General features: G+C 66.2%; 21 protein-coding genes. 12 read left to right on the forward strand and 9 right to left on the reverse strand.

The features are described from left to right. On the reverse strand, positions 1-219 hold the full coding sequence (locus WI560_RS15095; protein WP_375308617.1) for a hypothetical protein: 219 nt from the start codon (positions 217-219) through the stop codon (positions 1-3). A gap of 222 nt (positions 220-441) precedes the next feature. Between WI560_RS15095 and glmS the strand changes: the two genes are divergently transcribed. From glmS to panE, 4 genes are all read left to right on the forward strand, one after another. Further along, positions 442-2,268, forward strand: coding sequence for a glutamine--fructose-6-phosphate transaminase (isomerizing) (glmS, locus tag WI560_RS15100; protein ID WP_375308618.1), 1,827 nt, complete (start codon positions 442-444; stop codon positions 2,266-2,268). Between the two features lie 84 nt (positions 2,269-2,352). Continuing rightward, positions 2,353-3,123, forward strand: a complete 771-nt coding sequence (locus tag WI560_RS15105; protein ID WP_375308619.1) for a DUF502 domain-containing protein — start codon at positions 2,353-2,355, stop codon at positions 3,121-3,123. A gap of 105 nt (positions 3,124-3,228) precedes the next feature. Next, complete coding sequence (locus tag WI560_RS15110) at positions 3,229-4,086, forward strand: DUF1932 domain-containing protein (RefSeq protein ID WP_375308620.1); 858 nt, start codon at positions 3,229-3,231, stop codon at positions 4,084-4,086. A gap of 159 nt (positions 4,087-4,245) precedes the next feature. Further along, positions 4,246-5,175, forward strand: a complete 930-nt coding sequence (gene panE / locus WI560_RS15115) for a 2-dehydropantoate 2-reductase (RefSeq protein ID WP_375308621.1) — start codon at positions 4,246-4,248, stop codon at positions 5,173-5,175. On the opposite strand, the gene recG is transcribed toward panE, so the two are convergent. Then, the gene (recG, locus tag WI560_RS15120; RefSeq protein WP_375308622.1) at positions 5,172-7,280 is read right to left on the reverse strand and encodes an ATP-dependent DNA helicase RecG; all 2,109 of its coding nucleotides are present in this window, start codon (positions 7,278-7,280) and stop codon (positions 5,172-5,174) included. The two genes, panE and recG, sit on opposite strands and share 4 nt — an antisense overlap. Positions 7,281-7,464: 184 nt before the next feature. On the opposite strand from recG, the gene WI560_RS15125 reads away from it, so the two are divergent. Together WI560_RS15125 and mfd are read left to right on the forward strand one after the other, a co-directional pair. After that, on the forward strand, positions 7,465-7,755 hold the full coding sequence (locus WI560_RS15125) for a succinate dehydrogenase assembly factor 2 (protein WP_375308623.1): 291 nt from the start codon (positions 7,465-7,467) through the stop codon (positions 7,753-7,755). Continuing rightward, entirely contained in the window at positions 7,752-11,270 is a 3,519-nt protein-coding gene (mfd, locus tag WI560_RS15130; RefSeq protein ID WP_375308624.1) for a transcription-repair coupling factor, read from the forward strand. The genes WI560_RS15125 and mfd overlap by 4 nt, the downstream gene beginning before the upstream one ends. A 122-nt stretch (positions 11,271-11,392) precedes the next feature. Here mfd and WI560_RS15135 read toward each other — a convergent pair whose 3' ends face one another. The 3 genes from WI560_RS15135 to WI560_RS15145 form a co-directional block, all read right to left on the reverse strand. Further along, entirely contained in the window at positions 11,393-12,616 is a 1,224-nt protein-coding gene (locus WI560_RS15135) for a GGDEF domain-containing protein (RefSeq protein ID WP_375308625.1), read from the reverse strand. A gap of 86 nt (positions 12,617-12,702) precedes the next feature. Beyond that, a complete protein-coding gene (locus WI560_RS15140; RefSeq protein ID WP_375308626.1) occupies positions 12,703-14,205 on the reverse strand; it encodes an AMP-binding protein in 1,503 nt (500 codons plus the stop codon). A 4-nt stretch (positions 14,206-14,209) separates the two neighbouring features. Next, positions 14,210-16,072, reverse strand: a complete 1,863-nt coding sequence (locus WI560_RS15145) for an extracellular solute-binding protein (RefSeq protein ID WP_375308627.1) — start codon at positions 16,070-16,072, stop codon at positions 14,210-14,212. Between the two features lie 260 nt (positions 16,073-16,332). Here WI560_RS15145 and WI560_RS15150 point away from each other — a divergent pair, with 260 nt between their 5' ends. Then, positions 16,333-17,139 (forward strand): invasion associated locus B family protein, encoded by an 807-nt coding sequence (locus WI560_RS15150; protein ID WP_028136345.1) that lies wholly within the window; start codon positions 16,333-16,335, stop codon positions 17,137-17,139. Positions 17,140-17,214: 75 nt separating this feature from the next. On the opposite strand, the gene hspQ is transcribed toward WI560_RS15150, so the two are convergent. Beyond that, positions 17,215-17,547, reverse strand: coding sequence for a heat shock protein HspQ (hspQ, locus tag WI560_RS15155; protein ID WP_028136346.1), 333 nt, complete (start codon positions 17,545-17,547; stop codon positions 17,215-17,217). 106 nt (positions 17,548-17,653) lie between these two features. On the opposite strand from hspQ, the gene WI560_RS15160 reads away from it, so the two are divergent. Further along, complete coding sequence (locus WI560_RS15160) at positions 17,654-18,607, forward strand: AEC family transporter (RefSeq protein WP_375308628.1); 954 nt, start codon at positions 17,654-17,656, stop codon at positions 18,605-18,607. Positions 18,608-18,629: 22 nt separating this feature from the next. Here the strand turns inward: WI560_RS15160 and WI560_RS15165 are convergent, their stop codons facing one another. Then, entirely contained in the window at positions 18,630-19,814 is a 1,185-nt protein-coding gene (locus WI560_RS15165) for a UbiH/UbiF family hydroxylase (RefSeq protein WP_375308629.1), read from the reverse strand. Positions 19,815-19,900: 86 nt separating this feature from the next. Between WI560_RS15165 and pcsA the strand changes: the two genes are divergently transcribed. The 3 genes from pcsA (at position 19,901) to WI560_RS15180 (ending at position 22,450) form a co-directional block, all read left to right on the forward strand. Next, positions 19,901-20,668 carry a phosphatidylcholine synthase gene (gene pcsA / locus WI560_RS15170; RefSeq protein ID WP_375308630.1) on the forward strand — a complete coding sequence of 256 codons (768 nt, stop codon included), beginning with the start codon at positions 19,901-19,903 and terminating at the stop codon, positions 20,666-20,668. Next, positions 20,665-21,399 (forward strand): TerC family protein, encoded by a 735-nt coding sequence (locus tag WI560_RS15175; RefSeq protein WP_375308631.1) that lies wholly within the window; start codon positions 20,665-20,667, stop codon positions 21,397-21,399. The genes pcsA and WI560_RS15175 overlap by 4 nt, the downstream gene beginning before the upstream one ends. Before the next feature lie 76 nt (positions 21,400-21,475). Then, positions 21,476-22,450: a quinone oxidoreductase gene (locus WI560_RS15180; protein WP_375308632.1), complete on the forward strand. Its 975-nt coding sequence runs from the start codon at positions 21,476-21,478 to the stop codon at positions 22,448-22,450. Between the two features lie 134 nt (positions 22,451-22,584). On the opposite strand, the gene WI560_RS15185 is transcribed toward WI560_RS15180, so the two are convergent. Together WI560_RS15185 and WI560_RS15190 are read right to left on the reverse strand one after the other, a co-directional pair. Then, positions 22,585-23,775, reverse strand: coding sequence for an acetylornithine transaminase (locus WI560_RS15185; RefSeq protein WP_375308633.1), 1,191 nt, complete (start codon positions 23,773-23,775; stop codon positions 22,585-22,587). Positions 23,776-24,042: 267 nt separating this feature from the next. Then, on the reverse strand, positions 24,043-24,681 hold the full coding sequence (locus WI560_RS15190) for a hypothetical protein (RefSeq protein WP_375308634.1): 639 nt from the start codon (positions 24,679-24,681) through the stop codon (positions 24,043-24,045). Positions 24,682-25,018: 337 nt separating this feature from the next. Between WI560_RS15190 and WI560_RS15195 the strand changes: the two genes are divergently transcribed. Further along, positions 25,019-25,960, forward strand: coding sequence for a hypothetical protein (locus WI560_RS15195; RefSeq protein WP_375308635.1), 942 nt, complete (start codon positions 25,019-25,021; stop codon positions 25,958-25,960). Positions 25,961-25,962 lie beyond the last annotated feature (2 nt).

A 25,962-nucleotide genomic window follows, 5' to 3' on the forward strand; every position in this document is an offset into this window, starting at 1 on the left:
CTATTCTTCGTCGGCGAATTCGGAGAAGATCGCGCGGGTCAGGCGCCAGCCGCGTGGCGTGGCGCGCTTGACCGGCTCGCCTTCCGGATGCTTCATGAAGACGGGCTTGCTTTCCTTGCCGCGCTGGGGCGGCGGCCAATGTGCGAGATGCGTGCCCGTGGTCTCGCTGGCGCGCAAGTACATCGGTGACAAACCTTTGCGGTCGGATGAGCCTTTCATGGCCTTATTCTCCTGAGATGGAATCGTTGGCCAAATATGTTGACAACAAGTTAACGTGCGCGTTTTAAGGCCGGCCAATTCGACGCAGGCGAAGGCGAAGGATGCGGTCCGTGCTGTCTCAATCCGCAATAATTATTGAGTATCTGGTTCCTTGCGAACTTCGCTAAAAACCGGACGCGTCGTTTAGGCGATTTTTCGACGATTTGGGGGATAGTGATCCGCATGTGCGGGATTGTCGGCATTCTCGGGCGCGAGCCGGTTGCAGAGCAGCTGGTGGATTCGCTCAAACGTCTTGAATATCGCGGTTACGATTCTGCGGGCGTCGCCACGCTCGAAGGCAGGCACCTCGAGCGCCGCCGCGCCGAAGGCAAGCTGAAGAACCTGGAGAAGCGGCTGGCAGCCGAGCCGCTGAAGGGCACCACCGGCATCGGCCACACCCGCTGGGCCACCCACGGCAAGCCGACCGTCAACAACGCCCATCCGCACGCGACCGAGCGCGTCGCCGTGGTCCACAACGGCATCATCGAGAATTTCCGCGAGCTGCGCGAGGAGCTCGAGAAGAAGGGCGCGGTGTTCAACACCGAGACCGACACCGAGATCGTGCTGAATCTGGTCGACGATCTCTTGACGCGCGGCCACAAGCCGGTGGAAGCAGTGAAGCTGGCGCTGGGGCGGCTGCGCGGCGCCTTCGCGCTCGGCTTCATCTTCGCCGGCGACGACGATCTGATGATCGGCGCCCGCAATGGTCCGCCGCTTGCGATCGGCTATGGCGACGGCGAGATGTATCTCGGCTCCGACGCCATCGCGCTCGGCCCGTTCACCGACACGATCAGCTATCTCGAAGACGGCGACTGGGTCGTGCTGACCCGCAACAGCGCTGATATCTTCGACAAGGACGGCAACGCCGTCCAGCGCGACAAGATCAAGCACGCCGCCTCGACCTCGCTGGTCGACAAGGCCAATTACCGCCACTTCATGGCCAAGGAGATCCACGAGCAGCCGGAAGTGGTCGGTCACACGCTGGCGCGCTACGTCGACATGGCGAGCGAGCGCGTCGCGCTGCCGGTCGAGTTGCCGTTCGATTTCAAGAACGTCCAGCGCATCAACATCACGGCCTGCGGCACCGCGAGCTATGCCGGCATCGTCGCAAAGTACTGGTTCGAGCGCTTTGCGAGGCTGCCGGTCGAGGTCGATGTCGCCTCCGAATTCCGCTACCGCGAGGCGCCGCTGCGCAAGGGCGATCTCGCCATCTTCATCTCGCAATCCGGCGAGACCGCCGACACGCTGGCGGCGCTGCGCTATGCCAAGGCCGAGGGCGTACACACGATCGCCGTCGTCAACGTGCCGACCTCGACGATCGCGCGCGAGAGCGAGACCGTGCTGCAAACGCTGGCCGGGCCCGAGATCGGCGTCGCCTCGACCAAGGCCTTCACCTGTCAGCTCATGGTGCTGGCCAATCTTGCGATCGCGGCCGGCAAGGCGCGCGGCGAATTGTCCGGCGAGGACGAGACCAAGCTGGTCCACGGCCTGGTCGAGATTCCGCGGCTGATGGCGGCAGCGCTCACCACCGAGCCCCAGATCGAAAAGCTCGCGCACCGGATCGCCAAGTCGCGCGATGTGCTCTATCTCGGCCGCGGCACCAGCTTCCCGCTCGCGCTCGAAGGCGCGCTGAAGCTGAAGGAGATCTCCTACATCCACGCCGAGGGCTATGCCGCCGGCGAGCTCAAGCACGGACCGATCGCGCTGATTGACGAGACCATGCCTGTCGTCGTCATCGCGCCCTACGACCGCGTGTTCGAAAAGACCGTCTCCAACATGCAGGAGGTCGCCGCCCGCGGCGGCAACATCATCCTGATGACGGACGCCAAGGGTGCGGAAGAAGCGACCGTCGAGTCCCTCGTCACCATCGTCATGCCTGACATGGCGGCGGCGTTCACGCCGATGGTCTATGCCGTCCCGGTGCAGCTGCTCGCCTATCACACGGCTGTCGTGATGGGCACCGACGTCGACCAGCCGCGCAACCTCGCGAAGTCGGTGACCGTGGAATAGGCAGGCGGGATATCGGCCGGTCGTGGTCTTCCAAAATCTGCTAGAAGACCCTAGCTTGTGTGCTGCGACCGACCTGGAACCCGAATGACCCCCCGCGACGACGCGCCTGCGCCTCTTGATCCCCTCCCGGAACCGCATACCGGCCTGATGGGCCGCTTCCGCAATTATTTTCTCACCGGCCTCGTGGTCACAGGGCCGATCGCGATCACGCTGTACCTGGTCTGGTGGTTCGTCACCTGGGTCGACGGCGTGGTGCGGCCGTTCGTGCCGCTCGCCTACCGGCCGGAAACCTATCTGCCCTATGTCATTCCCGGCTGGGGGCTGGTCGTCGCATTCTTCACGCTGACGCTGGTCGGCTTCCTCGCGGCCAATCTCATCGGCCGCACCCTGGTCGATGTCGGCGAGACCTTCCTCGGCCGAATTCCGGCCGTGCGCGCCATCTACCGTGGCCTGAAGCAGGTGTTCGAGACGCTGTTCTCGGGCAAGGGCTCGAGCTTCCGCAAAGTCGGCCTGGTCGAGTTTCCCTCGCCGGGCATGTGGTCGATTGTGCTGATCTCGCAATCGCCGAACGAGGACATTTCGCGCAGCCTGCCGGGGCAGGAGGAACACGTCTCGGTGTTCCTGCCGTGCTCGCCGAACCCGACCACCGGCTTCTTCTTCTATGTCCCGAAGAGCAAGATCATCGAGGTCGACCTCACCGCCGAGGATGCCGCGACCCTGATCATGTCGGCCGGCGTGGTTCAGCCGGGCTCGGCCCCCGATTCCAAGAAGGCGGCCGCACTTGCGGGCATGGCGCATGCCGCGCGCATTGCCAATGCGTCGGCGATCCAGCCCGAGCCTGCGAAGGTGGAGTAGAGCCATTCCGTTGCGGGATGGCGTCGGTCACGCGCGCGTTGGCGTCCTCTGCTAGTCTCCCGTCGAGCCGAGCGTCCTCGCTCGGCGTTCGATCCGGAGTGCATGATGTCCAAGACCATTGCGATCCTCGCGCCCGGCGCCATGGGCAGTGCCGTCGCCCGCCGTCTCAGCGAGCATGGCGCGCGCGTGTTGACGTCCCTGACCGGGCGGAGCGAGGCGACGCGCAGACGCGCAGCAGATGCCGGCATGATCGGTGCCGATGACGATGCGATCGCCGCCGCCGACATCATTCTTTCGATCGTGCCGCCGGGCGAAGCCGTCGCGCTGGCTGAGCGGCTGGCGGCGGTGATCGTCAGGCGCGAGCACAAGCCGATCGTGGTGGATTGCAACGCCGTCAACGTCGACACCGTGCGTCGGATCGAAGAGATCATCGGCTCGGCGCAGGCGCCGTTCGTCGATGCCGGCATCATCGGCTTTCCGCCGCAGCCGGGCGGCAAAAGTCCTGCGTTCTACCTGTCCGGCGAGCACGCCAGGGACGTCGCGGTGCTGAAGGAGTTCGGGCTCGACGTGCGCATCGTGGAGGGCCCGGTCGGCGCCGCCTCGGCGCTGAAGATGTCCTATGCCGGCATCGTCAAGGGCCTCGCCGGCATCGGCTCGGCCATGGTGATCGCGGCAACGAGAGCAGGCGCCGCCGATGCGCTGCGCGACGAACTGGCATTGAGCCAGCCCGCGATCCTGGCGCGGCTCGAAGTCGCGCTGCCGGACATGATTCCGAAAGCCTATCGCTGGGTCGCGGAAATGCGGGAGATCTCCGGTTTCCTCGGCCCCGATCATCCGGCCAGCCAGATCTACGAGGGCTTTGCGCGCTGGTTCGAGCATCTGGCGGATGACGCGAAGGGCGAGGCGGTGGATGCGGAGTTGATGAAAGCGTTTGCCCCGGGGAACGCGGGCAAGAAGACCTGACGTACCCACGTTCGCTCCCGCAAGGTTTGCGGTTGCGGCGTGCGGGTCTCTATCCCACGTCATTGCCAGCGCAGCGCGCTGCGCTGGCAATGACGGGGAGGAGACGCTGCGGAGCTCATCTGCTATTGTGTTTACGGTTGTTCTGAGACGGGAGTTCGAATGAGAGTGCTGGTGATCGGCGCTGGCGCGCTCGGCGGCTATTATGGAGCTTGCCTGGTTCGAGCTGGCCGCGACGTGACCTTCCTGGTGCGCGGGACGCGGGCGGAGCAATTGCGCCGGGACGGACTAAAGGTCGTGAGCCCGCACGGCGATTTCACTGTGCAGCCGAAGATCATCCTGGCGCATGATCTCGAGGAAGCATTCGACGTCGTGCTCGTCGGCGTGAAAGCCTACTCGCTCGATGAGGCGATGAGCCAGTTTGCGCCCGCCGTCGGTGCGGGCACGACGATCCTTCCGATCCTGAACGGGCTGAGACATCTCGACGCTCTCATCGCAAGGTTCGGCGCTGCTCGCGTCCTTGGCGGTCTCGCCAATGTGAGTGCCGGGCTGGATCCGGATGGCCGGGTCGTCCACTTCATGGCCAACCAGACCATCGTCTTCGGCGAGATCGAGGGCGCTCTGAGTGAACGCGCGCTCGCGCTGGAGACATTGTTCGATGTTCCCGGCATCGACGTGCGCGCCAGCGAGGCGATCACGCAGGACATGTGGGAGAAATTCGTTCAGCTTTCGACGATCGCGGGGATCACCTGCCTGATGCGCGCAAGCATCGGCGACATCCTGGCCGTGCCCAACGGTGAGCAGTCCATCTTCCGCCTGTTCGCCGAATGCTGCGCCGTTGCGACGGCATCGGGGTATGAGCCGCGTGCGCCGTTCATCGAGTTCGACCACAAACTGTTCACCACCCTCGACTCGCCGCTGAAGGCCTCGATGTTGCGCGATATCGAACGCGGCTCGATGACCGAGTGCGAGCACATCCTCGGCGACATGGCGAACCGAGCCCGGACCCTGGGCATTGAGACGCCGCTACTGGATCTCGCCCGCGCGCATGTTGCGGCCTACGAGGTTGGGCGACGACGGGCCGCGAGCTAGCCTGCCCCGATCAGCGGAATCGCTTCGTCTCGTTCATAGAGGTACAGCAGGCATCGCAGCGCCTCGCCGCGCTCGCCCTTCAGCTTCGGATCGTCCTTCAGGATGCGCAGCGCCTCGTCTCTGGCCTGGGCGATCAGCTGCCCGTGCACCTCCGGGCGCGCGATGCGGTAGCCGGGCAGGCCACTCTGGCGCACACCCAGGACGTCGCCTTCGCCGCGCAGCTTCAAGTCCTCCTCGGCGATGCGGAAACCGTCAGTGGTTTCGCGGATCACTTTCAGCCGCGCCTTCGACATCTCGCCGAGCGGCTCAGAATAGAGCAGGATGCAGGTCGAGGCCTCCGAGCCGCGCCCGATGCGGCCGCGCAGCTGGTGCAACTGGGCAAGGCCAAAGCGCTCGGCGTTCTCGATCACCATGATGGTGGCGGCGGGCACGTCGACGCCGACCTCGACCACGGTGGTCGCGACCAGGAGCCCGATCTCGTGGGCGGCGAACTGGCCCATCACGCGGTCTTTTTCCGTGCCCTTCATCTGTCCGTGGACGAGGCCGACACGATCGCCGAAACGCTTTTGCAGGCTCTCGAAACGCTTGGTCGCGTTGGTGAGGTGTTCAGTGCCCTCGGCCTCGGACTCCTCCACCAGCGGACAGATCCAGTAGACCAGTTTTCCCGCCTGCAAGGCACGGCCGACGCCGTCCATGACCTCGCCGAGCCGGCTCATGGCGACCGCGCGGGTGTCGATCGGCTGCCGGCCGGCGGGCTTCTCGCGCAGCTCGGAGATGTCCATGTCGCCGAAATAGGTCAGCACCAGCGTGCGCGGTATAGGCGTGGCGCTGAGCACCAGCACGTCGACGGCTTCACCCTTGGAGGTGAGCGCGAGCCGCTCGCGCACGCCGAAGCGGTGCTGCTCGTCGACGATGGCGAGCGCGAGGTCGTGGAAAGTCACATCGTCCTGGATCAGCGCATGGGTGCCGACCAGCAGGTCGATCTCGCCTGCGGCGAGCTGCGTGATGATCTCGCGCCGCTCCTTGCCTTTCTCGCGGCCGGTGAGGATCGCCACCCGCATGCCGGCACGCTCGGCGAGCGGGGCGATGGTCTTGATGTGCTGGCGCGCCAGGATTTCGGTCGGCGCCATCAGCGCGGCCTGCTTGCCGACCTCCGCGACCGCAGCGGCCGCGAGCAGCGCCACGACTGTCTTGCCCGAGCCGACGTCGCCCTGGAGCAGGCGCAGCATGCGCACCGGCTGCTTCAGGTCCTCGGCGATGGCCGCCGCGGCGCTGCGTTGGGAGGGCGTGAGTGCGTAGGGAAGGGCGTCGATGATCTTGTTGCGCAGATGGCCGTCGCCGGCATTGCGGACGCCGGCGGGGCGACGCAGTTGCGCGCGGATCAGGGCGAGCGCGAGCTGGCCGGCCAGCAGCTCGTCAAAGGCGAGGCGCGACCAGAACGGCTGGTCGGGCAGGATGTCCGTCAGCTCGACCGGCTGGTGCACGCGATTGAGCGCTTCCGTGATCGGCGGAAAGTTACACCGCCGCATCGCCTCCGGGCTGATCCATTCGGGCAGGACCGGCAGCTTCTGCAGCGCCTGCGCGATGGCGCGGCGGAGCGAGCCGAGTGCGAGGCCTTCGGTGAGCGGATAGACCGGGTCTATCCCGGAGAGTTTCGAGATCGCCTCCTCGTCCAGCACGCGGTCGGGATGCACGATCTGCGGGATGCCGTCGTACATCTGCAGCGTGCCGGAGACATAGCGCTTCTCGCCGACCGGCAGCAGCTTCTCGACATAGCCCGGCTTGGCGCGGAAGAAAGTCAGCACGACGTCGCCGGTGTCGTCGCTGGCATAGACCAGATACGGCGCGCGTGAATTGCGCGGCGGAGGCGGGCGGTGACGGTCGACAACGACCTCCAGCGTCACCATGGTTCCCTGCACCGCGTCGCGGATCTTTGGCCGCGCCCGGCGGTCGATCACCTGGCTCGGCAGATGCAGCAATAGATCGACCAGCCGCGGCGTCTCGCTGCGGCTGAGCAGGTATTGCAGCAGCTTGTCCTGCTTCGGACCGACGCCGGGCAGGCTGGTCACGGCAGCAAACAGCGGATTGAGCAGGCTGGGGCGCATGAGGTGAATCTAGGATCGTTTCGGCCCGTGATGCCCGGCTTTGTGCCGGGCATCCACGTCTTTTTTCGTACCCTGCGCCGGCTGTCGGGCCATGCCAAATCGAGGGCTGACACGGCCACCCCGAGTGGCTATATCACCCCGGCCCGGCACGTCCGGGCTTTCTGCGTTTGACTGGATTTGAGACATGACGGGAACGACACGATCGAGCGAGGGGCTGGACGCTCGCCGCAAGCGGCTTTTGTTCCGTTGCTGGCACCGCGGCACGCGCGAGATGGACCTGATCCTCGGCCGTTTCGCGGATGCCGAGATCGGCAATCTGTCGGACGCCGAGCTCGGCGAGCTCGAGACGCTGCTCGATGTCAACGATCCTGATCTCTATGCCGCCATCACCGCCGACAAGGTGCTGCCGGCCGGCGTCACCGGCGCTCTGTTTGCCCGCATCAAGGCCTTCCCGATCCCGGAACGCGACGCATGAAGCAGGGGATGAAATCGCCGGCCGAGCTGCTTGCGCCGGGCCGGGCGCTGACGCTTGCCAATGTCGCGGAAGGCGCCGAAGGCCTCGTGGTCTCCGATCTGGCCCGCGCCATTGCGGCGCGGCCGAAGAAGCCGGCCGTCAGCCTTGCCGTGGTCTGCCGCGACGGTCCGCGCATGCAGCAGCTCGAACGCGCGCTGCAGTTCTTCGCCCCCGATCTGCCTGTTCTGACCTTCCCGGCCTGGGACTGCCAGCCCTATGACCGCGTCTCGCCGCACGGCGGCATTCTGGCGCAACGCCTGACGACTTTGGCCCGGCTTGCCTCGCTCACTGGCAGCGACAAGCCGCTGATCGTGCTGACCACGGTGAATGCCGCCGTGCAGCGCGTGCCCGCGCGCGAACTGGTCGCGGCGCAGGCGTTGTCGGTGGCTCCCGGCAATGTCGTGCCGATGGACAGCATCGTCGCCTGGCTCGAGCACAACGGCTACAACCGCTCCTCGACCGTGCGCGAGCCCGGCGAATATGCCGTGCGCGGCGGCATCCTCGATCTGTTTCCGGCCGGCCTCGAGCAGCCGGTCCGCTTCGATTTCTTCGGCGACAGCCTGGAATCCATCCGCTCCTTCGACGCCGAGACCCAGCGCACGCTGCTCGACATGCGCTCGCTCGACCTCGTCCCGGTCTCGGAATTCCAGCTGGTCACCGACACCATCCGCCGCTTCCGCATGGGCTACGTTGCCGAGTTCGGCGCGCCCGAGCGCGACGATGCGCTGTATGAGGCGGTCAGCGAAGGCCGCCGCCATCCCGGCATGGAGCACTGGCTGCCGCTGTTCCAGGACCGCATGGACACGCTGTTCGACTATCTGCAAGGCGCGCCGATCGCGATCGAGCCGCAGGCCGAGGACGCCGTCCGCGAGCGTTTCAAGCAGATCCAGGACTATTACGAGGCCCGGCGCGACGCGATGGAGCATCCCGCAGGCGGCGCGATCTACAAGCCGCTGCCGCCCGACCGGCTCTATCTCACCGGCGAGGAATGGACCAAGCGCGAGAGTGAGATGCCGCTGGTGCGGTTGACGCAGTTCTCGGTTCCGGCCGACGGGACGGGTGTCGTCGACGCCGGCGCGCGCAAGGGCCGTGACTTCGCGCCGGAGCGCAACGATGCCAACGTCAACGTGTTCGAATCCGTGGTCGGCCACGTCATGGCGCTGCAGGCCCAGCGCAAGAAGGTGGTGATCGCGCTGTGGAGCGAAGGCTCGCGCGACCGCATGACCTCGATGCTGCGCGACCACAAGCTGGCCCACACCACCAGCGTCAATTCCTGGCGCACCGTGCAGGCGACACCGCGCAACGAGACCATGCTCGCGGTGCTCGGCCTGGAGAGCGGCTTCGAGACCGACGAGATCGCCGTCATCAGCGAGCAGGACATCCTGGGCGACCGCCTGGTGCGGCCGCGCAAGGCGAGCCGCAAGCTCGACAATTTCATCTCGGAGGTGACGAGCCTGGCCGCTGGCGACATCGTCGTCCATGTCGACCATGGCATCGGCCGCTTCATCGGCCTGCAAACGCTCGATGTCGCCGGCGCGCCGCACGACTGCCTCGAACTGCATTATGCCGCCGAGACGAAGCTGTTCCTGCCGGTCGAGAATATCGAGCTGCTGTCGCGCTACGGCTCCGACCAGACCAGTGTCGAGCTGGACCGGCTGGGCGGCGGCGGCTGGCAGACCCGCAAGGCCAAGCTCAAGAACCGCATCCGCGAGATCGCCGGCGAATTGATCAAGATCGCGGCCGCGCGCCATCTGCACGAGGCGCCCAAGCTCCCGGTGCAGCCCGGCCTCTACGACGAGTTCTGCGCGCGCTTCCCCTATGACGAGACCGAGGACCAGCTCGGGGCCATCGAAGCCACGCTGAAGGACCTCGAACTCGGCCGCCCCATGGACCGGCTGATCTGCGGTGACGTCGGCTTCGGCAAGACCGAGGTGGCCTTGCGCGCCGCGTTTGCCGTCGCGCTCGAAGGCAAGCAGGTCGCGGTCGTGGTGCCGACCACGCTGCTGGCGCGCCAGCACGCCAAGACCTTCACCGAGCGCTTCAAGGGTTTTCCGGTCAACGTGGCGCAGGCTTCGCGCCTGATCCCGACCAAGGAGCTGAACCAGGTCAAGAAGGGCATCGCCGACGGCTCGGTCGATATCGTCGTCGGCACCCACGCGCTGCTCGGCAAGGCGATCAAGTTCCGCGACCTCGGCCTCGTGATCGTCGACGAGGAGCAGCATTTTGGCGTCACCCACAAGGAGCGGCTCAAGGCGCTTCGCTCCGAGGTGCACGTGCTGACGCTGTCGGCAACGCCGATCCCGCGCACGCTGCAACTGGCGCTTACCGGCGTGCGCGAGCTCTCGATCATCGCCTCGCCCCCGGTGGACCGGCTCGCGGTGCGCACCTTCGTCGCTCCGCACGATCCGCTGATGATCCGCGAGGCCTTGCTGCGCGAGCGCTATCGCGGCGGCCAGGCGTTCTACGTCGTGCCGCGCATCGACGACCTCGCCGAGGTCAAGGACTTCCTCGACAAGAACGTGCCGGAGATGAAGGTCGCGGTCGCGCACGGCCAGATGCCGCCCGCGGTGATCGAGGACATCATGACCGCGTTCTACGACGGCAAGTTCGACATCCTGCTGTCGACCACCATCGTCGAGTCCGGCCTCGACATTCCCAACGCCAACACGCTGATCGTGCACCGCGCCGACATGTTCGGCCTTGCCCAGCTCTATCAGCTGCGCGGCCGCGTCGGCCGCTCCAAGCTGCGAGCCTATGCGCTGTTCACGCTGCCGGCGCAGCAGAAGATCACGGCGCAGGCCGAGCGCCGGCTCACCGTGCTGCAATCGCTGGAGACGCTGGGCGCCGGCTTCCAGCTCGCTTCCCACGATCTCGACATCCGCGGCGCCGGCAACCTGCTCGGCGAGGAGCAGTCCGGCCACATCAAGGAGGTCGGCTTCGAGCTCTATCAGTCGATGCTGGAGGAGGCGATCGTCAACCTCAAGGCCGGCGTCTCCGAGCCCGCCGCCGACCGCTGGTCGCCGCAGATCACCATTGGCATGCCCGTGCTGATCCCGGAGGACTATGTCGGCGATCTCTCCGTGCGGCTGTCGTTGTACCGGCGCCTCGCCGATCTCGACACCGAGGAGGAAATCGAGAACTTCGGCGCGGAGATGCGCGACCGTTTCGGCGTGCTGCCGGACGAGGTGCGCTATCTGTTCAAGGTCGCCGCGATCAAGGCGTTCTGCCGCAGGGCCAATGTCGAGAAGATCGACGCCGGCCCGAAGGGCGCCGTCATCGTCTTCCGCGACAATTCCTTCGCCCATCCCGATCGCCTCGTCAGCTTCATCCGCAGCTACGGCCAGGCCGCCAAGGTGCGGCCCGACATGAAGGTGGTGTTCCTGCAGGATTGGGAGACGCCGGAAGAGCGGCTTGCGGGCACGACGGAGATCATGCGTCAGTTGGCGCAGCTCGCGGAGAGCAAGAAGGCGGCGTGAGGGCGGGGCGAGATGTCGTAGGGTGGGCAAAGCGAAGCGTGCCCACGAATTCTGTCGTCACGGAAAGCTGGTGGGCACGGCGCAAGTGCGCCTTTGCCCACCCTACGGCAGCGAGGTCGTGATCACGACGCCGCCCTCGATGCATCCGCCGACAACCGCGCCAGCAGCGACCTTGCCGTATCCGACGGCGACAGCGAGTCCACGCTGACGACGGGGTCGCTGCGCATCTCGTGCTTGCCGTTGGAGGTATGCCGCATCACCGCCGACAGACGCCGCGCGATCATATGGGCCGTGCGGAAGTCGGTCTCCGCGAACACGACGATGACCGAGCCGTCCCTCTGCGCCACGCCGAAATCCATCTGCCGCATCAGGCGGCTGAGGATGCGCGCGGCATCGAGCTGGGCGCGGGAATTGCCGGGGTCGAAGGCGAAACGCGCGACGGACAGACCGCCGCCGCGGGCCAGCGCCTGCTCGACTGCCTTGGCAAAATCACGGGCGAAGGCTTCCGCCGTGAGCAGGCCGCTGCGCGGATCGAGCCAGCCGCCGGCATCGATCGAACGCAAGGTGCGGCTCAACTGCGCTTCCATCGCGTGCTGGCGGATCAGGGGCAACGCATTGGCCGCTACCTTGGCCGGCTCGCCCGGGATCAACTCCAGATTGGGCAGATCGTAGGTCTGCGTCAGCTGGTGCACGGTGACGATTACCGGCAGGCTGCGGAAGCGGGTGTCCTCGGCGAGCACCGTGAGAAAGGCGTCGGTGACGCGCGCGGTAAAACCCTCGGCAAGGACCACGCCGTCGAGGTCCCGGGTGTTGAGGTGCTTCGCGGCGGCCTCGATCGAGAGCGCGCCGACGACGCCGACGCGTTCGCCGAGCGCGACGGACAACGCGGGGTAGGCGGCGCCGCGGCCGATCAGGAGCACGGTGGCATCGCGGGCGGGGTCACCTTGCGGCAGTGCGACTTTCACCTCGGGCAGCCGGCGCAGCACGGTGGCATGGAGCGTGCGCACGCGCAGCGCGGCGCGAAGCCGTGCGATCAGGCGGTCGGGGTTGCCGCCCCTCGAGGAGAAGGGCAGGGCGTTGTGAGGTAGCGTGCCCGCCGCATCCACGACGACGAACGGAAGGTAGGGCGATTGGTCGGCGATCTTCCTGGAGAGCGCGGCCATATGCGGCTCATGTCCGCCATGCATCGCAGCGAGAATGGCCGCCGGCTGCACCTCTTCGACCGCGCGTGCCGCGCCGGCCCAGTCGGTGTCGACCACGGGAAACAGCCGGGCCTCGTCCAGCGCCCCAACGAAGGGCGGCCGATCGGCATTGGACACAAAGAGGATCGGGCCCGCCTGGGACATTCGACAAACTCTGATGACGCAACAGATGCCGCGCAATCTAGTTTGGCCGCCTTAATGCGGCGTCAACGTATCCGGCGAAACTGCGCCTAGACCGGCCCGGAGCGATCGCGAAAAGCTTCGACCATCAGAGGGTTAAGCCCGAGCTCGCTGAGCGCCTCGCGGGCGCGGGCGTTGTCCTGGGCGCGTCCGGCGAGCCTGTGGCCGGAGAGGCGGTCGGGCAGCGCGGTGAGGAGGGCGCCCTGGCCGAGCCGGCGCGCCCATTCCTGCAAATCGTTGGAGAGGAAGCGGTACCCGCCGACGGCCATGATGCCGGAGGGCGGCGCGGTGATGCAGATTGCACCGCTCGGGCGGTCGATCCGCGCGGCATAGCCGGTGTCGACATAGTCGCGCGGCGGCTGCGCCGTCAGGGTCTCCCCGACCGGCTGCGGCGGGGCGTAGGCCGCGATCGGAACCATCGCCCCGCGCAGGCCGAGCGTGCCCTTCGGCGTCAGCAGGATTTCGCCGGCGATGGAGGAGCCGGATTGCTCGCGCGGGGCGCCGTGCGGCCCGGGCATCACCGCGACCGGCATGCCGTCCTCGCCGCGGCGGGCGCCGAACAGGCCGGCCTCGCCAAACAGATAGACGTCGGTCAGCGGCGCATGCGGGGCGATCCAGGCATCGCTCGCGGCCACCTGCTCGGGCGCGCGCCATAGGCCGATGACGTTGCGCAAGGACGGCATCCGCGCCGCCAGGCCCGAATCGCCGAGCCGCAAGGCCAGCTGCGCCGGCGCGATCAGCACCTCGCAATCATGCTCGTTGATCTGCTGCTCCAGCACCTCGACCTCGAAGGGATGATGCAGCGCCAGGGCGCCGCCGGAGAGCAGCCAAACCGCGAGCGAGGAGGCGAGGCCGGCGAACGACATCGGCGCGAACGCCGCCATCAATGTCGCACCTTGCCGGATGTCGGCTTCCAGCGACACCGCGAGCCCGCCGGCGATCAGGCTGAAATGCGGCCGCGGCACCGGACGAAAGCCTTCCGCGGTGACGTCGAAGGAGATCATCGCCGCCTTGCGGCCGTCCTGGATCACCGCGCGCGCGGTGCCGGGCGGGCGGGCCAGCACGTCGTCGAGCGAGGCCATGCCTTCGGGCAGGTCGGTGCCGAAGCCGCAGACGTGACGGATCGAGAAGGCTTCGGCGGCCGCATGCATCGCGAGGTCGGCATAGCTGGTGCCGTCGACCTTGCTCATGGTGACGATGGCGCGGGCCGCGGTGCGGTTGAGCGCCGCGGTCAGTTCCGCATGCCGCCAGAGCAGCGGCAGCACGGCGACGACGAGCCCGGCGCGATGGGCGGCGAGCACCGTCAGCACGAACTCGACCGTGTTGGGCAGCTGGATCGCGATGACGGAATTGGCCGGCAGGCCCGATTCGACGAAATGTGCCGACAGCGCCTCGATGGCGGTGTCGGCCTCGGCATAGGTCATCCGCCGCGGCTGGTGCCCGGTGATGCGTGCCTTGTTGAGGGGATCGAGCAGCGCGGTCGCATGCGGCTGCCGGATCAGCGTGCGCTGAAACAGCGTGTCGAGCGTCGGCGATACGGCTGGCTGGTTCACGGCGTCACTTTGCTTCAGTGGCTTGCTTCTGCCCCTTCGCCCACCAGGTCTCCGGCAAATAGCCCGAGAGCGAGGTGGCCTTGGGCCGTTCTATCCGATTCCAGCGCGCGATCCATTGCTCGGATACGTTAAACAGGGGGATTGTGTAGAAGCCCGAGATCAAAGCGCGGTCGAGCGCCCGCACCGAGGAGACGAAATCCGTATGTTCACGGGCCTCGAGCAGGGCGGCGATCATGGCATCGACCGCCGGATCCCTGGCGCCCATGTAGTTGCGGGTGCCCGGATTGTCCGCGGCCGCGCTGCCCCAGTAGAAATATTGCTCGTTGCCGGGCGAGAGCGACTGGTCCCAGCGGTTCTGGATCATGTCGAATTCGTAAGCGAGCCGGCGCTGGTCGAACTGCACGGGATCGACCGAGCGCACGCTCGGCTCGATGCCGGCGCGCTTGAGGTCGCGCTGGAACGCCAGTGCGATGCGCTCCTGGTCGCGGGTCGTCACCATGATCTCGAAGCTGAAGGGCGCCTTGGTCGCACGATTGCGCAGCACGGTGCCGTCGAGATCGTAGCCGGCTTCCGACAACAGCTTCAGCGCGGCGCGCAGCGTGGTGCGGTCGCGGCCAGAACCGTCGGTGACCGGCAGGCGATAGCTGCCATCCATGATATCGGGCGAAATCCGTGCGGCGAACGGCTTGAGCAGCTCGCGTTCGCGCGCATCCGCCGGGCGGCCATAGGCCGAGAGCTCTGAGCCGGCGAAATAGCCGGCAGCGCGCGAATAGAGCCCGAAGAAGTAATTGCGGTTGACCAGCTCGAAATCGAACAGCAGCGTCAGGGCCTGGCGCACCCGGATGTCGGCAAAGATCGGGCGGCGGGTGTTGAACACCAGGAATTCGGAGGGCTGCGGCAGGCCCGGCTTGGCGGTGTCGCGGATCACTTCGCCGCTTCTAGCGGCCGGAAAGTCGTAGCCGTCATGCCAGCGCAGCGGTTCGTGCTCGATGCGGAAATCGTAGAGGCCGCGCTTGAAAGCTTCGAACTGGCCGTTGGCCTCGCGAAAATAGTCGAGCCGGATCTCGTCGAAATTGTAGAGCCCGCGGTTGATGGGCAGGTCGCGGCCCCAATAATCGGGATTGCGGGTCAGCGTCACGCTGGCGCCTGCCTTCATCGCCGTGACGCGGTAGGGGCCGGAGCCGATCGGGCTCGTCAGCGTCGTCTCCTCGAAGCTTGCGACGTCGACCGCGTGCTTCGGCAGGATCGGCATCAGGCCGAGGATCAGCGGCAACTCGCGATCGTTGGCGCCGGCGAGGTCGAAGCGGACGGTGAGGGGATCGAGCGCCTCGGCCTTGACCACCTTGGTGTAATATTGCCGGTGGTTCGGCCGGCCATGGTCGCGCAGCAGCTGCCAGGAGAACAGCACGTCCTCGGCCGCGACCGGCTTGCCGTCGGAGAAACGGGCGCGCGGATCGAGACGGAACGTGACGAAGCTTCGCTCGTCATTGGTTTCGACGCTCCTGGCGAGCAAACCATAGAGCGTGAACGGCTCGTCATGGCCGCGCGCCAGCAGGCTCTCGACCACGTAGCTGCGCATCTGCTGCACGGCCAGCCCCTTGACGATGAAGGGATTGAGGCTGTCGAAGGTCCCGAGCATGCCCCAGGTCAAGCGCCCGCCCTTGGGCGCCTCCGGGTTGACGTAGGGCATATGGGCGAAGTCGGCCGGCATCGCCGGCTTGCCGTGCATGGCGATGGCATGGGCGTCCTCGGCCCGTGCCGCGCCCATCGACGCTGCGTCACTCAAGCCCAAGGCAAGGGCAGAGGCCTGGACCAGGACGCCAAGGCGGACACCGAGGCCCTCGAAAAGGCGTTGGAACATGAACATCGGCACAGGTTGATTCGAGGACGGCGTACCCCGAATCCTATCACAGGGAGTTTCCCCGGACGCAGCCGCGGATGTGGCCAAAGGCGCTTGTCGGCATTGATCTTTTCGTCGGCCACGTTAAGAAGGCACCCGATCGCGCAAGAGCGTCGAGCCCGTCACTTATCCGCCTCAATTGACGGGGAGAGAGCCGCGCCCAAGGCGGCCAGGTTCGGCGCTTCGGAGCGGTTCGGGCACTTCCCGTTCAGAAAGGGTTTTCCGCAATGAATTTCCGTTACTTGGCCGCGTCCGTCCGGCCGCGCGGGCGAATTCTCGCCTTGTTGACGGCGACGGCGTTGGTCGTCCCGTTTACCGCTGAGGCCCAGACTCCCGCTCCGGCTCCCGGCGCGCCCGCGCCCAAGGCGACTCCGGCCCCGAAAGCTGCCCCTCCGAAGGCCGCCCCGAAGGCTCCGGCCCCGGCATCCCCGCAGGCTCAGCAGCCGCCGGCCCAAGGCGGCCAGCAGGGTGCGGCGCAGCCGGCCGATCAGCAGATCCAGCTGATCTATGCCCCCTGGACCAAGTTCTGTCTCAAGGGCCAGGACGCCAACGCCAAGCAGGTCTGCTTTACCGGCAAGGACGGCCGCATCGAATCGGGCCAGCCGGTCATCGCCGCCGTGATCATCGAGCCGGAAGGCGAGCCCAAGAAGATCCTGCGCGTGACGCTGCCGCTCGGCATGCAGCTCGTCCACGGCACCCGGATCATCGTGGACAACAACGCGCCGCTGCAGCAGCCCTATGTGATCTGCTTCCAGAACGGCTGCATGTCGGACTACGAGGCCACGCCCGAGCTCATCAACAACATGAAGAAGGGCCAGAATCTCGTTGTGCAGGCGATCAACGCCAATGGCGCGCCGCTGACCCTGCCGCTGCCGCTCGCCGGCGAATTCCAGAAGGCCTATGACGGTCCGCCGACCGATCCGAAGGTGTTCGAGGAAACCCAGAAGAAGCTCCAGGAAGAGCTTCAGAAGAAGGCCGAGGAGCAGCGCAAGAAGCTCGAGCAGCAGGGCACGCCACCGGCTGGCCAGAAGTAGTCGGGACCAAATCCCGGACATGAAAAAGGCGCTCGTCTCGAGCGCCTTTTTTTGTCGGTCGCCGGTCGGAGCGACTCAATTCAGCGAAGGATTGCGCGGGCGGTAGCCGCCATCCTTGTTCTTGATGAAGATCTCGGCGACCTGGGAATGCCGGACCGGCTCGCCGGACTCGTCCGGCAGCAGGTTCTGCTCGGAGACATAGGCGACGTATTCCGACTCAGCGTTCTCCGCGAGCAGGTGATAGAACGGCTGGTCCTTGTGGGGCCGCACCTCCTCGGGGATCGACAGCCACCACTCCTCGGTGTTGTTGAATTCCGGATCGATGTCGAAGATGACGCCCCGGAACGAGAAGATCCGGTGGCGCACGACCTGTCCGATCTGGAATTTGGCGGTCCGCGCTTTAATCATTCCCCGTCGATAGACCAGGATTGTGGCCGATGCTAGTGGCCTGATCTGGAATTGGCGTTCACTTGAGGGGGAGATAACCCCCAAGTCTTCAGAAAACACTTCATCAATGGTCGATATCCTCAATCTGGCGCTACCTTATTTCGGGCTGATCTTCGTCGGCTTCGCATGCGGCAAGGTCAAATCCCTGCCGGAATCAGGCCTCGCCTGGATGAACTTCTTCCTGCTCTATGTGTCGCTGCCGGCGCTGCTGTTCGCGATCATGTCCAAGGCGCCGTTCTCGGAATTGAACAATCCGCCGTTCCTGATCGCGACCACGCTGTCCACCGTCGCCGCGTTCACCCTGGCACTGGTCGTGGGCAAGGTTTTCGGCCGGCTAACGCTGCGCGAGGCGACGCTCGCCGGTCTGTCCGGCGGCTACGGCAATATCGGCTATATGGGGCCGGGCCTGGCGCTCGCCGTGCTCGGCAGCAAGGCTGCGGCGCCGACGGCGCTGATCTTCTGCTGCGACAGCATCTTCCTGTTCACCATCGTGCCGCTCCTGATCGAGCTGTCCGACCGCGATCATCCCTCGATCGTGCACGCCTTCGGCGTGGTGCTGAAGCAGATCGTGCTCAACCCGCTGATCATGTCGGCCTGCTTCGGCGCGGCCGTCGCAGCCCTTCATATCGAGATTCCCGTCGCGCTCGATCGCACCATCACCTTCCTGCAGAACGCGGCGGCGCCGACCGCGCTGTTCGTGCTCGGTGTGACCGTGGCGCTGCGTCCGTTCGACCGCGTCCCATGGGAAGTGCCGGGTGTGGTCGCGATCAAGCTGCTATTCCATCCGCTCGCGGCGTTTGGCCTGATGTTGGCGTTCGGGCCGTTCGCGCAGCCCTGGGCCGCCACCGCCGTGCTGATGGCCTCGCTGCCGCCGGCGCTGAACGTGTTCGTGATCGCCCGGCAGAACGATGCCTGGATCGAATCCGCCTCCGTCGCCGTGCTGCTCGGGACCTTCGCGTCCGTGGTCACGCTGACCAGCGTGATGTGGGCGATCCAGACGGGGCGGCTGGCGTTTCCGTGAGGGGCCTTACCGTCCGCCAAAACTACCTTCGCCAGGTCGGCGTCAGACCTTCGCGCATCGCAAAGCGCCGAAGCGGGCCGATGGCGCCGAGCAGGTGCATGCCGACGGCGCGGACCGGCTGCAGCGGCAGGAAATCGTTCAGCAGGGAGCGGTTGGCAATGTCGATCGCAAACGTGCGGCTCAGGATGTCCGGACGCCGCGCCCGGTCGTAGCGCGTGAGCACCTCGTCCGCGCCGGGATCCTGGCCCGCAGTGACCGCTTCCCCGGCAAGCCGCGCGATGTCGGCGGCATCGCGCAGGCCGAGATTGAGGCCCTGGGCGCCGATCGGGGGAACCACGTGGGCGGCTTCGCCGACCAGCGCGATACGGTCGCGGCCGAAGGATTTTGGACGTTCGATCGCCAGCGGGAACAGGTTGCGTCCGGGCTCCACGCTCATGCGCCCCAGGATCGAATGTGACTGCTTCTCGACCGCTGCGGACAGCCCGGCGTCATCGAGGCTCCGCAGCCGCTCGGCCTCGGCCGGAGCCGAGACCCAGACGACGCTGGAGCGGTCGCCGGGCAGGGGCACGAACACGCACGGACCGTGCGGCGTATGGAACTCGGTCGAGACGTTGCGATGCGGCCTGGTGTGGCCGACGTTGAAGGTCAGCGCGGTCTGGTTGAGCTCGCGCCGCGTCACGTCGATGCGGGCAGCCTCCCGGCACAGCGAATGCCGGCCGTCGGCGCCGACCACGAGGCGGGCCGCGAGAAACTGGGCGGAGGCCGTCCGAATGGCGACGTCGTCGGCCTCGACGACGATGCTTTCGGCCTCGTCGTCGAAACGGACGAGATTGGGCAGCTCCGCCGCACGCTCTTCCAGCGCCAGCATCAGCGAGCGGTTGTCGATGTTGTAGCCGAAGGCATCCAGCGCGATTTCGTGACAGGAGAACCGGACCTCCGGCGCGCGGAACAGCCGGCCGGTGTCGTCGACGAGGCGCATGACCTCGAGCGCGGCTGCCTTGTCCCTGCAGCGCGACCAGACGTCGAGCGTCTCCAGGAGGTCGACGGAGGCACCGAGCAATGCGGTAGTGCGATTGTCGGCGTAGGGAGTGCGGCGCGCCACCAATGCGGTCCGGGCCCCCGCCTGTGCCAGCGCGATCGCCGCGGAAAGTCCCGCCGGCCCGCCGCCGATCACGGCGGTGTCATAAAGTGTCGAGGCGTCTGTCATGAAACGACACATGACACGCCCCGCGGCAAATTCAAGCCCGCTGATGGTGTCCCATGTCGTGGCCAATTGTGCGACGGCGCGCCGCAATGGCGGATGTGCAAATCGACCTCATTCTGATAGCAGAAGCCATGGATAGCCAAGAGGATTCCCTGAAGCCCACGCCCGCGATCCGCGCCGCCGCCCTGTCGGTGCACATCTTCACCGCGTTCGGCGCGGCGATCGCGCTGCTGGCGATGCTGGAGGCCGTGCGCGAGCACTGGGCGGCGATGTTTCAATGGCTGGGCGTCGCCCTGATCATCGACGCGATCGACGGTCCGATCGCGCGCCGGCTCGACGTCAAGAACGTGCAGCCGAACTGGTCGGGCGACGTGCTCGATCTCGTGGTCGACTTCGTCACCTATGTGTTCGTGCCGGCCTATGCGATCGTGGCCAGCGGCCTGTTGCTGCCCGTTGCGGCTCCCTTGCTCGGCGTCGCCATCATCGTCACCAGCGCCTTATATTTCGCCGATTTGCGCATGAAGGCGGACGACAATCATTTCCGTGGCTTCCCGGCGCTGTGGAATGCGGCGGCGTTCTACCTGTTCCTGCTGCACTGGCCGCCGCTGTGGTCGACGCTGCTGGTGACCGCGCTGGTCGTGCTGACCTTCGTGCCGTTCCACGTGCTGCATCCGGTCCGCGTCGTGCGACTGCGTTGGTTGACGATGTCGCTGATCGCGATCTGGGCGGTGCTCGCCCTCTACGTGCTGGAGATGGACTTTCGCGTCGGCACCGGCGTTACCCTCGCGCTCTGCGCCATCGCACTCTGGATCAGCTTCAGCGATGCCTTGATACGATTGGTGCGATCCTTCGCATGACCGACCTCATCACCAGCCCCGAAGCCTGGGCCGCGCTGTTCACCTTGACGGCGCTCGAGATCGTGCTCGGCATCGACAACGTCATCTTCATCTCGGTGCTCGTCTCGCGCCTTCCCGAGCAGCAGGCGCACCGCGCACGCCAGATCGGCCTCGCGCTGGCGCTGGTCTTCCGCCTCATCCTGCTCAGTCTCCTGGTCTGGCTGATCGGTCTGACCGCGCCGGTGTTCTCGGTTGCGGGGCAGGCTTTCTCCTGGCGCGACCTGATCCTGATCGGCGGCGGCCTGTTCTTGATCGCCAAGGCGACGCATGAGATTCACGGTGAGGTCGAGTCCGATCACGGCCGGAGCGAGAACAAGTCCACAGGCAGCGCCTTCTTCTGGGTGATTGTCCAGATCATCGTCGTCGATCTCGTGTTCTCCCTGGATTCGATCATCACCGCGATCGGCATGGCGGAGGACATCCGGATCATGGTCGCGGCGGTCGTGATTGCCTGCGCGGTCATGTACGTTTCGGCGGGTCCGGTGGCGCGCTTCGTCGCGGAGCATCCGACCACGAAGATGCTCGCGCTCGCCTTCCTGGTGCTGATCGGCGTCGCGCTGGTCGCGGACGGATTCCAGTTCCACATTCCCCGCGGCTATATCTACTTCGCCATCGCGTTCTCGGCGGCGGTCGAATTCTTCAACGTGCTGGCCAGGCGCAATCGCAAGAAGTCTGGCACGCCGTCGGTTTAGGCGTTTCAGCTGCATCGAGTTGACAAGGCGGGCGCGATGTCTTTCGCTTGCGCCTTGGAGAAGAGGAGGTCAGGCGATGACCAAAGCGGTCCGTGTGCACAAGGTCGGGGGGCCCGAGGCTCTGGTTTATGAGAGCGTCGATGTGCCGGCGCCCGGGCCCGGCGAGGTGCGGATCCGCCAGCACGCGGTTGGCCTGAACTTCATCGACGTTTACTACCGCACCGGTCTCTACAAGGCGCCCGGGCTACCCTTCATCGCCGGCAACGAGGCCTCGGGCGAGGTGGTCGCGGTCGGGCCAGGCGTCACGAACTTTCATCCCGGTGACCGCGTCGCCTATTATCACAATCTCGGCGCTTATACCGGCGAGCGCAACATCCCCTGGGAGAAGCTGGTCAAGCTGCCCGACCACATCACCTACGAGCAGGGTGCGGTGCTGATGCTGAAGGGGCTGACCGTCTGGTATCTCCTGCACAAGACCTTCAAGGTCGAGCCGCATCACCGCGTGCTGGTCCACGCCGCCGCCGGCGGCATCGGCTTGCTCGCCTGCCAGTGGGCGAGGGCGCTCGGCGCCCACGTCATCGGCACGGTCGGCTCGCGCGAGAAGGCCGAGCTCGCCGAGGCCAACGGCTGCGACCACGTCATCCTCTACAACGAGGAGGATTTCGTCGCGCGCGTCAAGCAGATCAGCCGCAACGAGGGCTGCGACGTCGTCTATGACGGCGTCGGCAAGGCGACCTTCCCGGGCTCGCTGTCCTGCTTGAAGCCGCGCGGCATGTTCGTCTCGTTCGGCAACGCCTCGGGTCCGGTGCCGCCGTTCGCGATCGCCGAGCTCAACAATCACGGCTCGCTGTTCGCGACACGGCCGAAGCTCAACGATTACGTCGGCACGCGCAAGGAATTGCTGGAAGGCGCCGACACGCTGTTTGCCGCCGTCATCAACGGCAAGCTGCACGTGCCGATCAACCACGCCTACGCGCTCAAGGATGCCGCGAAAGCGCATATCGATCTCGAAAGCCGCAAGACCACGGGCGCCTCGATCCTGAAGCCGTAGCTCTTCCGGCATCGATGGTTTTGTAGGGTGGGCAAAGGCGCGGAGCGCCGTGCCCACCCTTCTTCATTGCGGTAAGAAATCGTGGGCACGCTGCGCTTTGCCCACCCTACGCCACTGCGTCCGCGGAGACGGGCTCACGCCACCCGCCGTGCCGCGCCGGCCTTGGTCAGGATCCCGTCGAGACAATCGATCATCTCGGCAATCTCGCTCCGCGTCACGTTCAGCGCCGGCATGAAGCGCAGGGTGTCGAGCTGCGGCGCGTTGAGCAGCACGCCGGCCTCGAACGCCTGCGCGACGATGCCCGGCGCGATCGGCAGCTTGAGGTCGAGTGCAAGCAACAGGCCGCGTCCGCGCACGCCGCCGAGGCCGTGCCGGGCCGAGACCTTTTGCAGCTCGCTTTCCAGCAAGAGGCCGGTCTCGGCGACCTGTTTGAGGAAGTCGGGCTTCTTGACCTCCTCGAGCACCGCGAGGCCCGCCGCGCACATGATCGGGTTGCCGTTGAACGTGCCGCCCTGGTCGCCGTGCTCGAAGCAGGAGGCGCGTTCGGTCGCGAGCAGGGCTGCGAGCGGCACGCCGCCGCCGATGCCCTTGCCGAGCGTCATGATGTCGGGCGCGATGCCGGTGTGCTCGTAGTGGAAGAGTTTCCCGGTCCGGCCCATGCCGGTCTGGATCTCGTCGAAGATGAGCAGCAGGCCGTGCGCCTCGGTGAGCGCGCGCAGCTGCTGCAGGAACGCATCGGTTGCCGGCCAGACGCCCGATTCACCCTGGATCGGCTCCAGCATCACGGCGACAGTGTTGGCGTTGATCAGCCTTTCGACCGAGGCGATGTCGTTGAGCTTGGCCTTCTTGAAGCCCGCGACCTTCGGTTCGAACAGCGGCTCGAACGCTTTCTTGCCCGAGGCCGACATCGTCGCGAGCGTCCTGCCGTGGAAGCCGCCTTCGAAGCTGATGATCTCGAACGCGCCGCTCTTGTGCAGACTGCCATATTTGCGCGCGAGCTTGATCGCGCCTTCATTGGCCTCCGCGCCGGAATTGGCGAAGAACACCTGGTCGAACGCGCTGGCCCCGACCAGCGCCTCGGCCAGCTTCAGGCTCGGTTCGTTGTAGAAGGCCGGGCTCGGCGTCAACAGCCGTTTCGCCTGCGAAGCCAGCGCATCGGCGACCGCCGGCGGGGAATGACCGAGGCAGTTGACGGCCCAACCCTGCACGAAGTCGAGATAGCGCTTGCGGCCGTCGTCCCAGAGATAGGAGCCGGCACCGCGGACGAACACGGCTTTCGGCCGTGCGGTGATGTCCATCAGCGCGTCGTACGGATGCGTCGTCATGTCGAACTCCTCTGGAGGCGGGTGGAAAACGGGCGCAAAAAGCAGAAAGGCCGCACCTTGCGGGTGCGGCCTTCTCGAAAACTTCGGCTGAATTCTAGTGGTTCAGCGGCGTCGTCGGACATGGCGCACCCTCTCGTCGTCGCGGGAGCGACGGCGGAGCATGTCGGTGCGCTGGTTGGTCCGGTTGATCATGGGGCGCGGCAATACATGCCAATGCCGGGGCTTGTCAAGCGGGCGTTTTGCTGACACCCGCCCGGCGTGCATCGGTCAGGTCAGGTGGGCGGCTTCCTCGGCGTCCTCGTCGCCCCAATCGGCGTCGGCGATCGCGGTGTCGATCAGCTCGCCGCGCATCAGCTTGAGTGGCGATTTCCAGTACAGCGCGATGTTGTGGAATGGGTCGGTCAGCACCTTGAACGCCCAGACCAGACCGGTCGTGACGTCGCGGGTGGCGAAGAGCTGCAGCATGCGGGCAAGGCCGCCGCCGATGCCGATCGCAAGCCAGAGCGTGCCGACGTGCCGGATGAAGTCGAGACGGCCGGCGGGCGGATCGAAAAGTCCGAACAGCGTCGGATCGACATACAACGCGATTGGCGCGCTGCCCCATACCAGCAGCAGGATGATCTTGCGGGTCGGGTTGTAGCCGACCTTGATCGCTTCCTTGTACTCATTGCTGACGTCGTTGACGGCGTCGTAGCCGTTCGGCTCGAAGAAGAAATGCCCGGTCTGCCGTGTCAGCATCGCAAGCCAGCCGACGATGCCGGCGAGCGCAGGGTCTACGAACAGCAGCCCGTAGCAGAACAGGAAGATCACGGCGCTGAAGAGATGCAGCGTCTGGTTGACGGTGCTCTGGTGGTAGAAGCGGTAATCGTCGAAGCGCTGCGTGCGCAGCATGCCCGAAAGGCTCATCCTCGTTCCTCGCTCGCGTTGAGAAGCGCGGGCAGAGTTAGGCCGAGTCGGTGACCTCTGCGTGAATGCACTATAGTGTCACAATACGCTCCGCTGGTAGCCGCGCGCGTCGCGCCGCGGCAATCGAGAGGAAGAAGCGTGCGAGCAAGGCCGATGCGGTCATCGGGGCGTGCATCGTCCGCTCCCGGATTCCGCTGGATTCCCGCCATTTCATTGTCTGGCTCCCAGAAACCATCGCCTCGCTGGCGCGTTTGTGATCGAGATACGCGAATTGGTTCGAACCGGACGCAACTCGGCTCAGACCAAGAGGGGCGGGACCAACGAGACAGTTTCAGCCTTGTCCGACACGTCTTATCCGATCGACCTCGACAGCATTCGCGGCGCATTTCCGCCGGGTATCGAAGCGCCTCCGCTGCTGGTCGACTTTGCCGGCTGGCTGGAGGGGCGGCCTTGGGGCAGCGTCGGCTGCTTTGCGCTGCAGGGCCAGTTCGCAGATCACGCGCCGATCGTCGACGGCAGTCCCTTGCGGGACAGGTTCTCGCTGTTCATGCGGCTGCCGGATGGTTCGGCCGTCGGCGGCTGGTACGGCGCCGGTCTCGACCGCGACAATCCGCCGATCGTTGGGCTGGGATCTGAGGGCGCCTACGAATTGCTGGCGCCGAGCCTCGACGGGCTGCTCGCCAAACTGACGTCGCAGCAATTCGACGACACCTGGAGCGATCTGAAGCCGCATGACGAGGTCGAGGCTCAGACGGTCGAGCTCGCGCAATGGCTCGCCGGACGGCCGCATGGCGAGCCGACGGCGGTGGAGGAGACTTCGGCGGAGCTGCCCGACTTCCGCGGCTTCATGGAGAAGTGGAGCCGGGAGCGCGAGGATTATTGGGCCAATCACCGGCTGATGGCCGAGCTCGGCTGGCGGCTGGCGGCGCATCTGCCCAAGGGCAGGAAGCCCTGGGACCAGACCCGCTTCGCGGTCGCGATCGTCGGCAAGCAGTACGAGGCGCGCGTGCTCGCGCGCGGACCGCAGCCGTTCGAGGAAGCGGCTTCAATCGAATCCCTGTTGCGCGATCTGCGCGAGGAGATGCGCCGCGCGCAGCCCGAGCTCGGGCTGTGGTACGCGATGAATTTCGGCCTCCATGCGGACGGCCGCGTCATGCCGAACTTCGCATATGATGTCCGCCCGACCATCGACGGCGAGCCGGCGCTGCTGTCCGAAGCCAGGGCCGATCTCGCCCGTGCCCCGCGCCCGGAGCGCTGGGTGCCGAAATGGCTGGCCTGACG

Source organism: Bradyrhizobium sp. A11 (assembly GCF_042077125.1).
Classification (GTDB): domain Bacteria; phylum Pseudomonadota; class Alphaproteobacteria; order Rhizobiales; family Xanthobacteraceae; genus Bradyrhizobium; species Bradyrhizobium japonicum_B.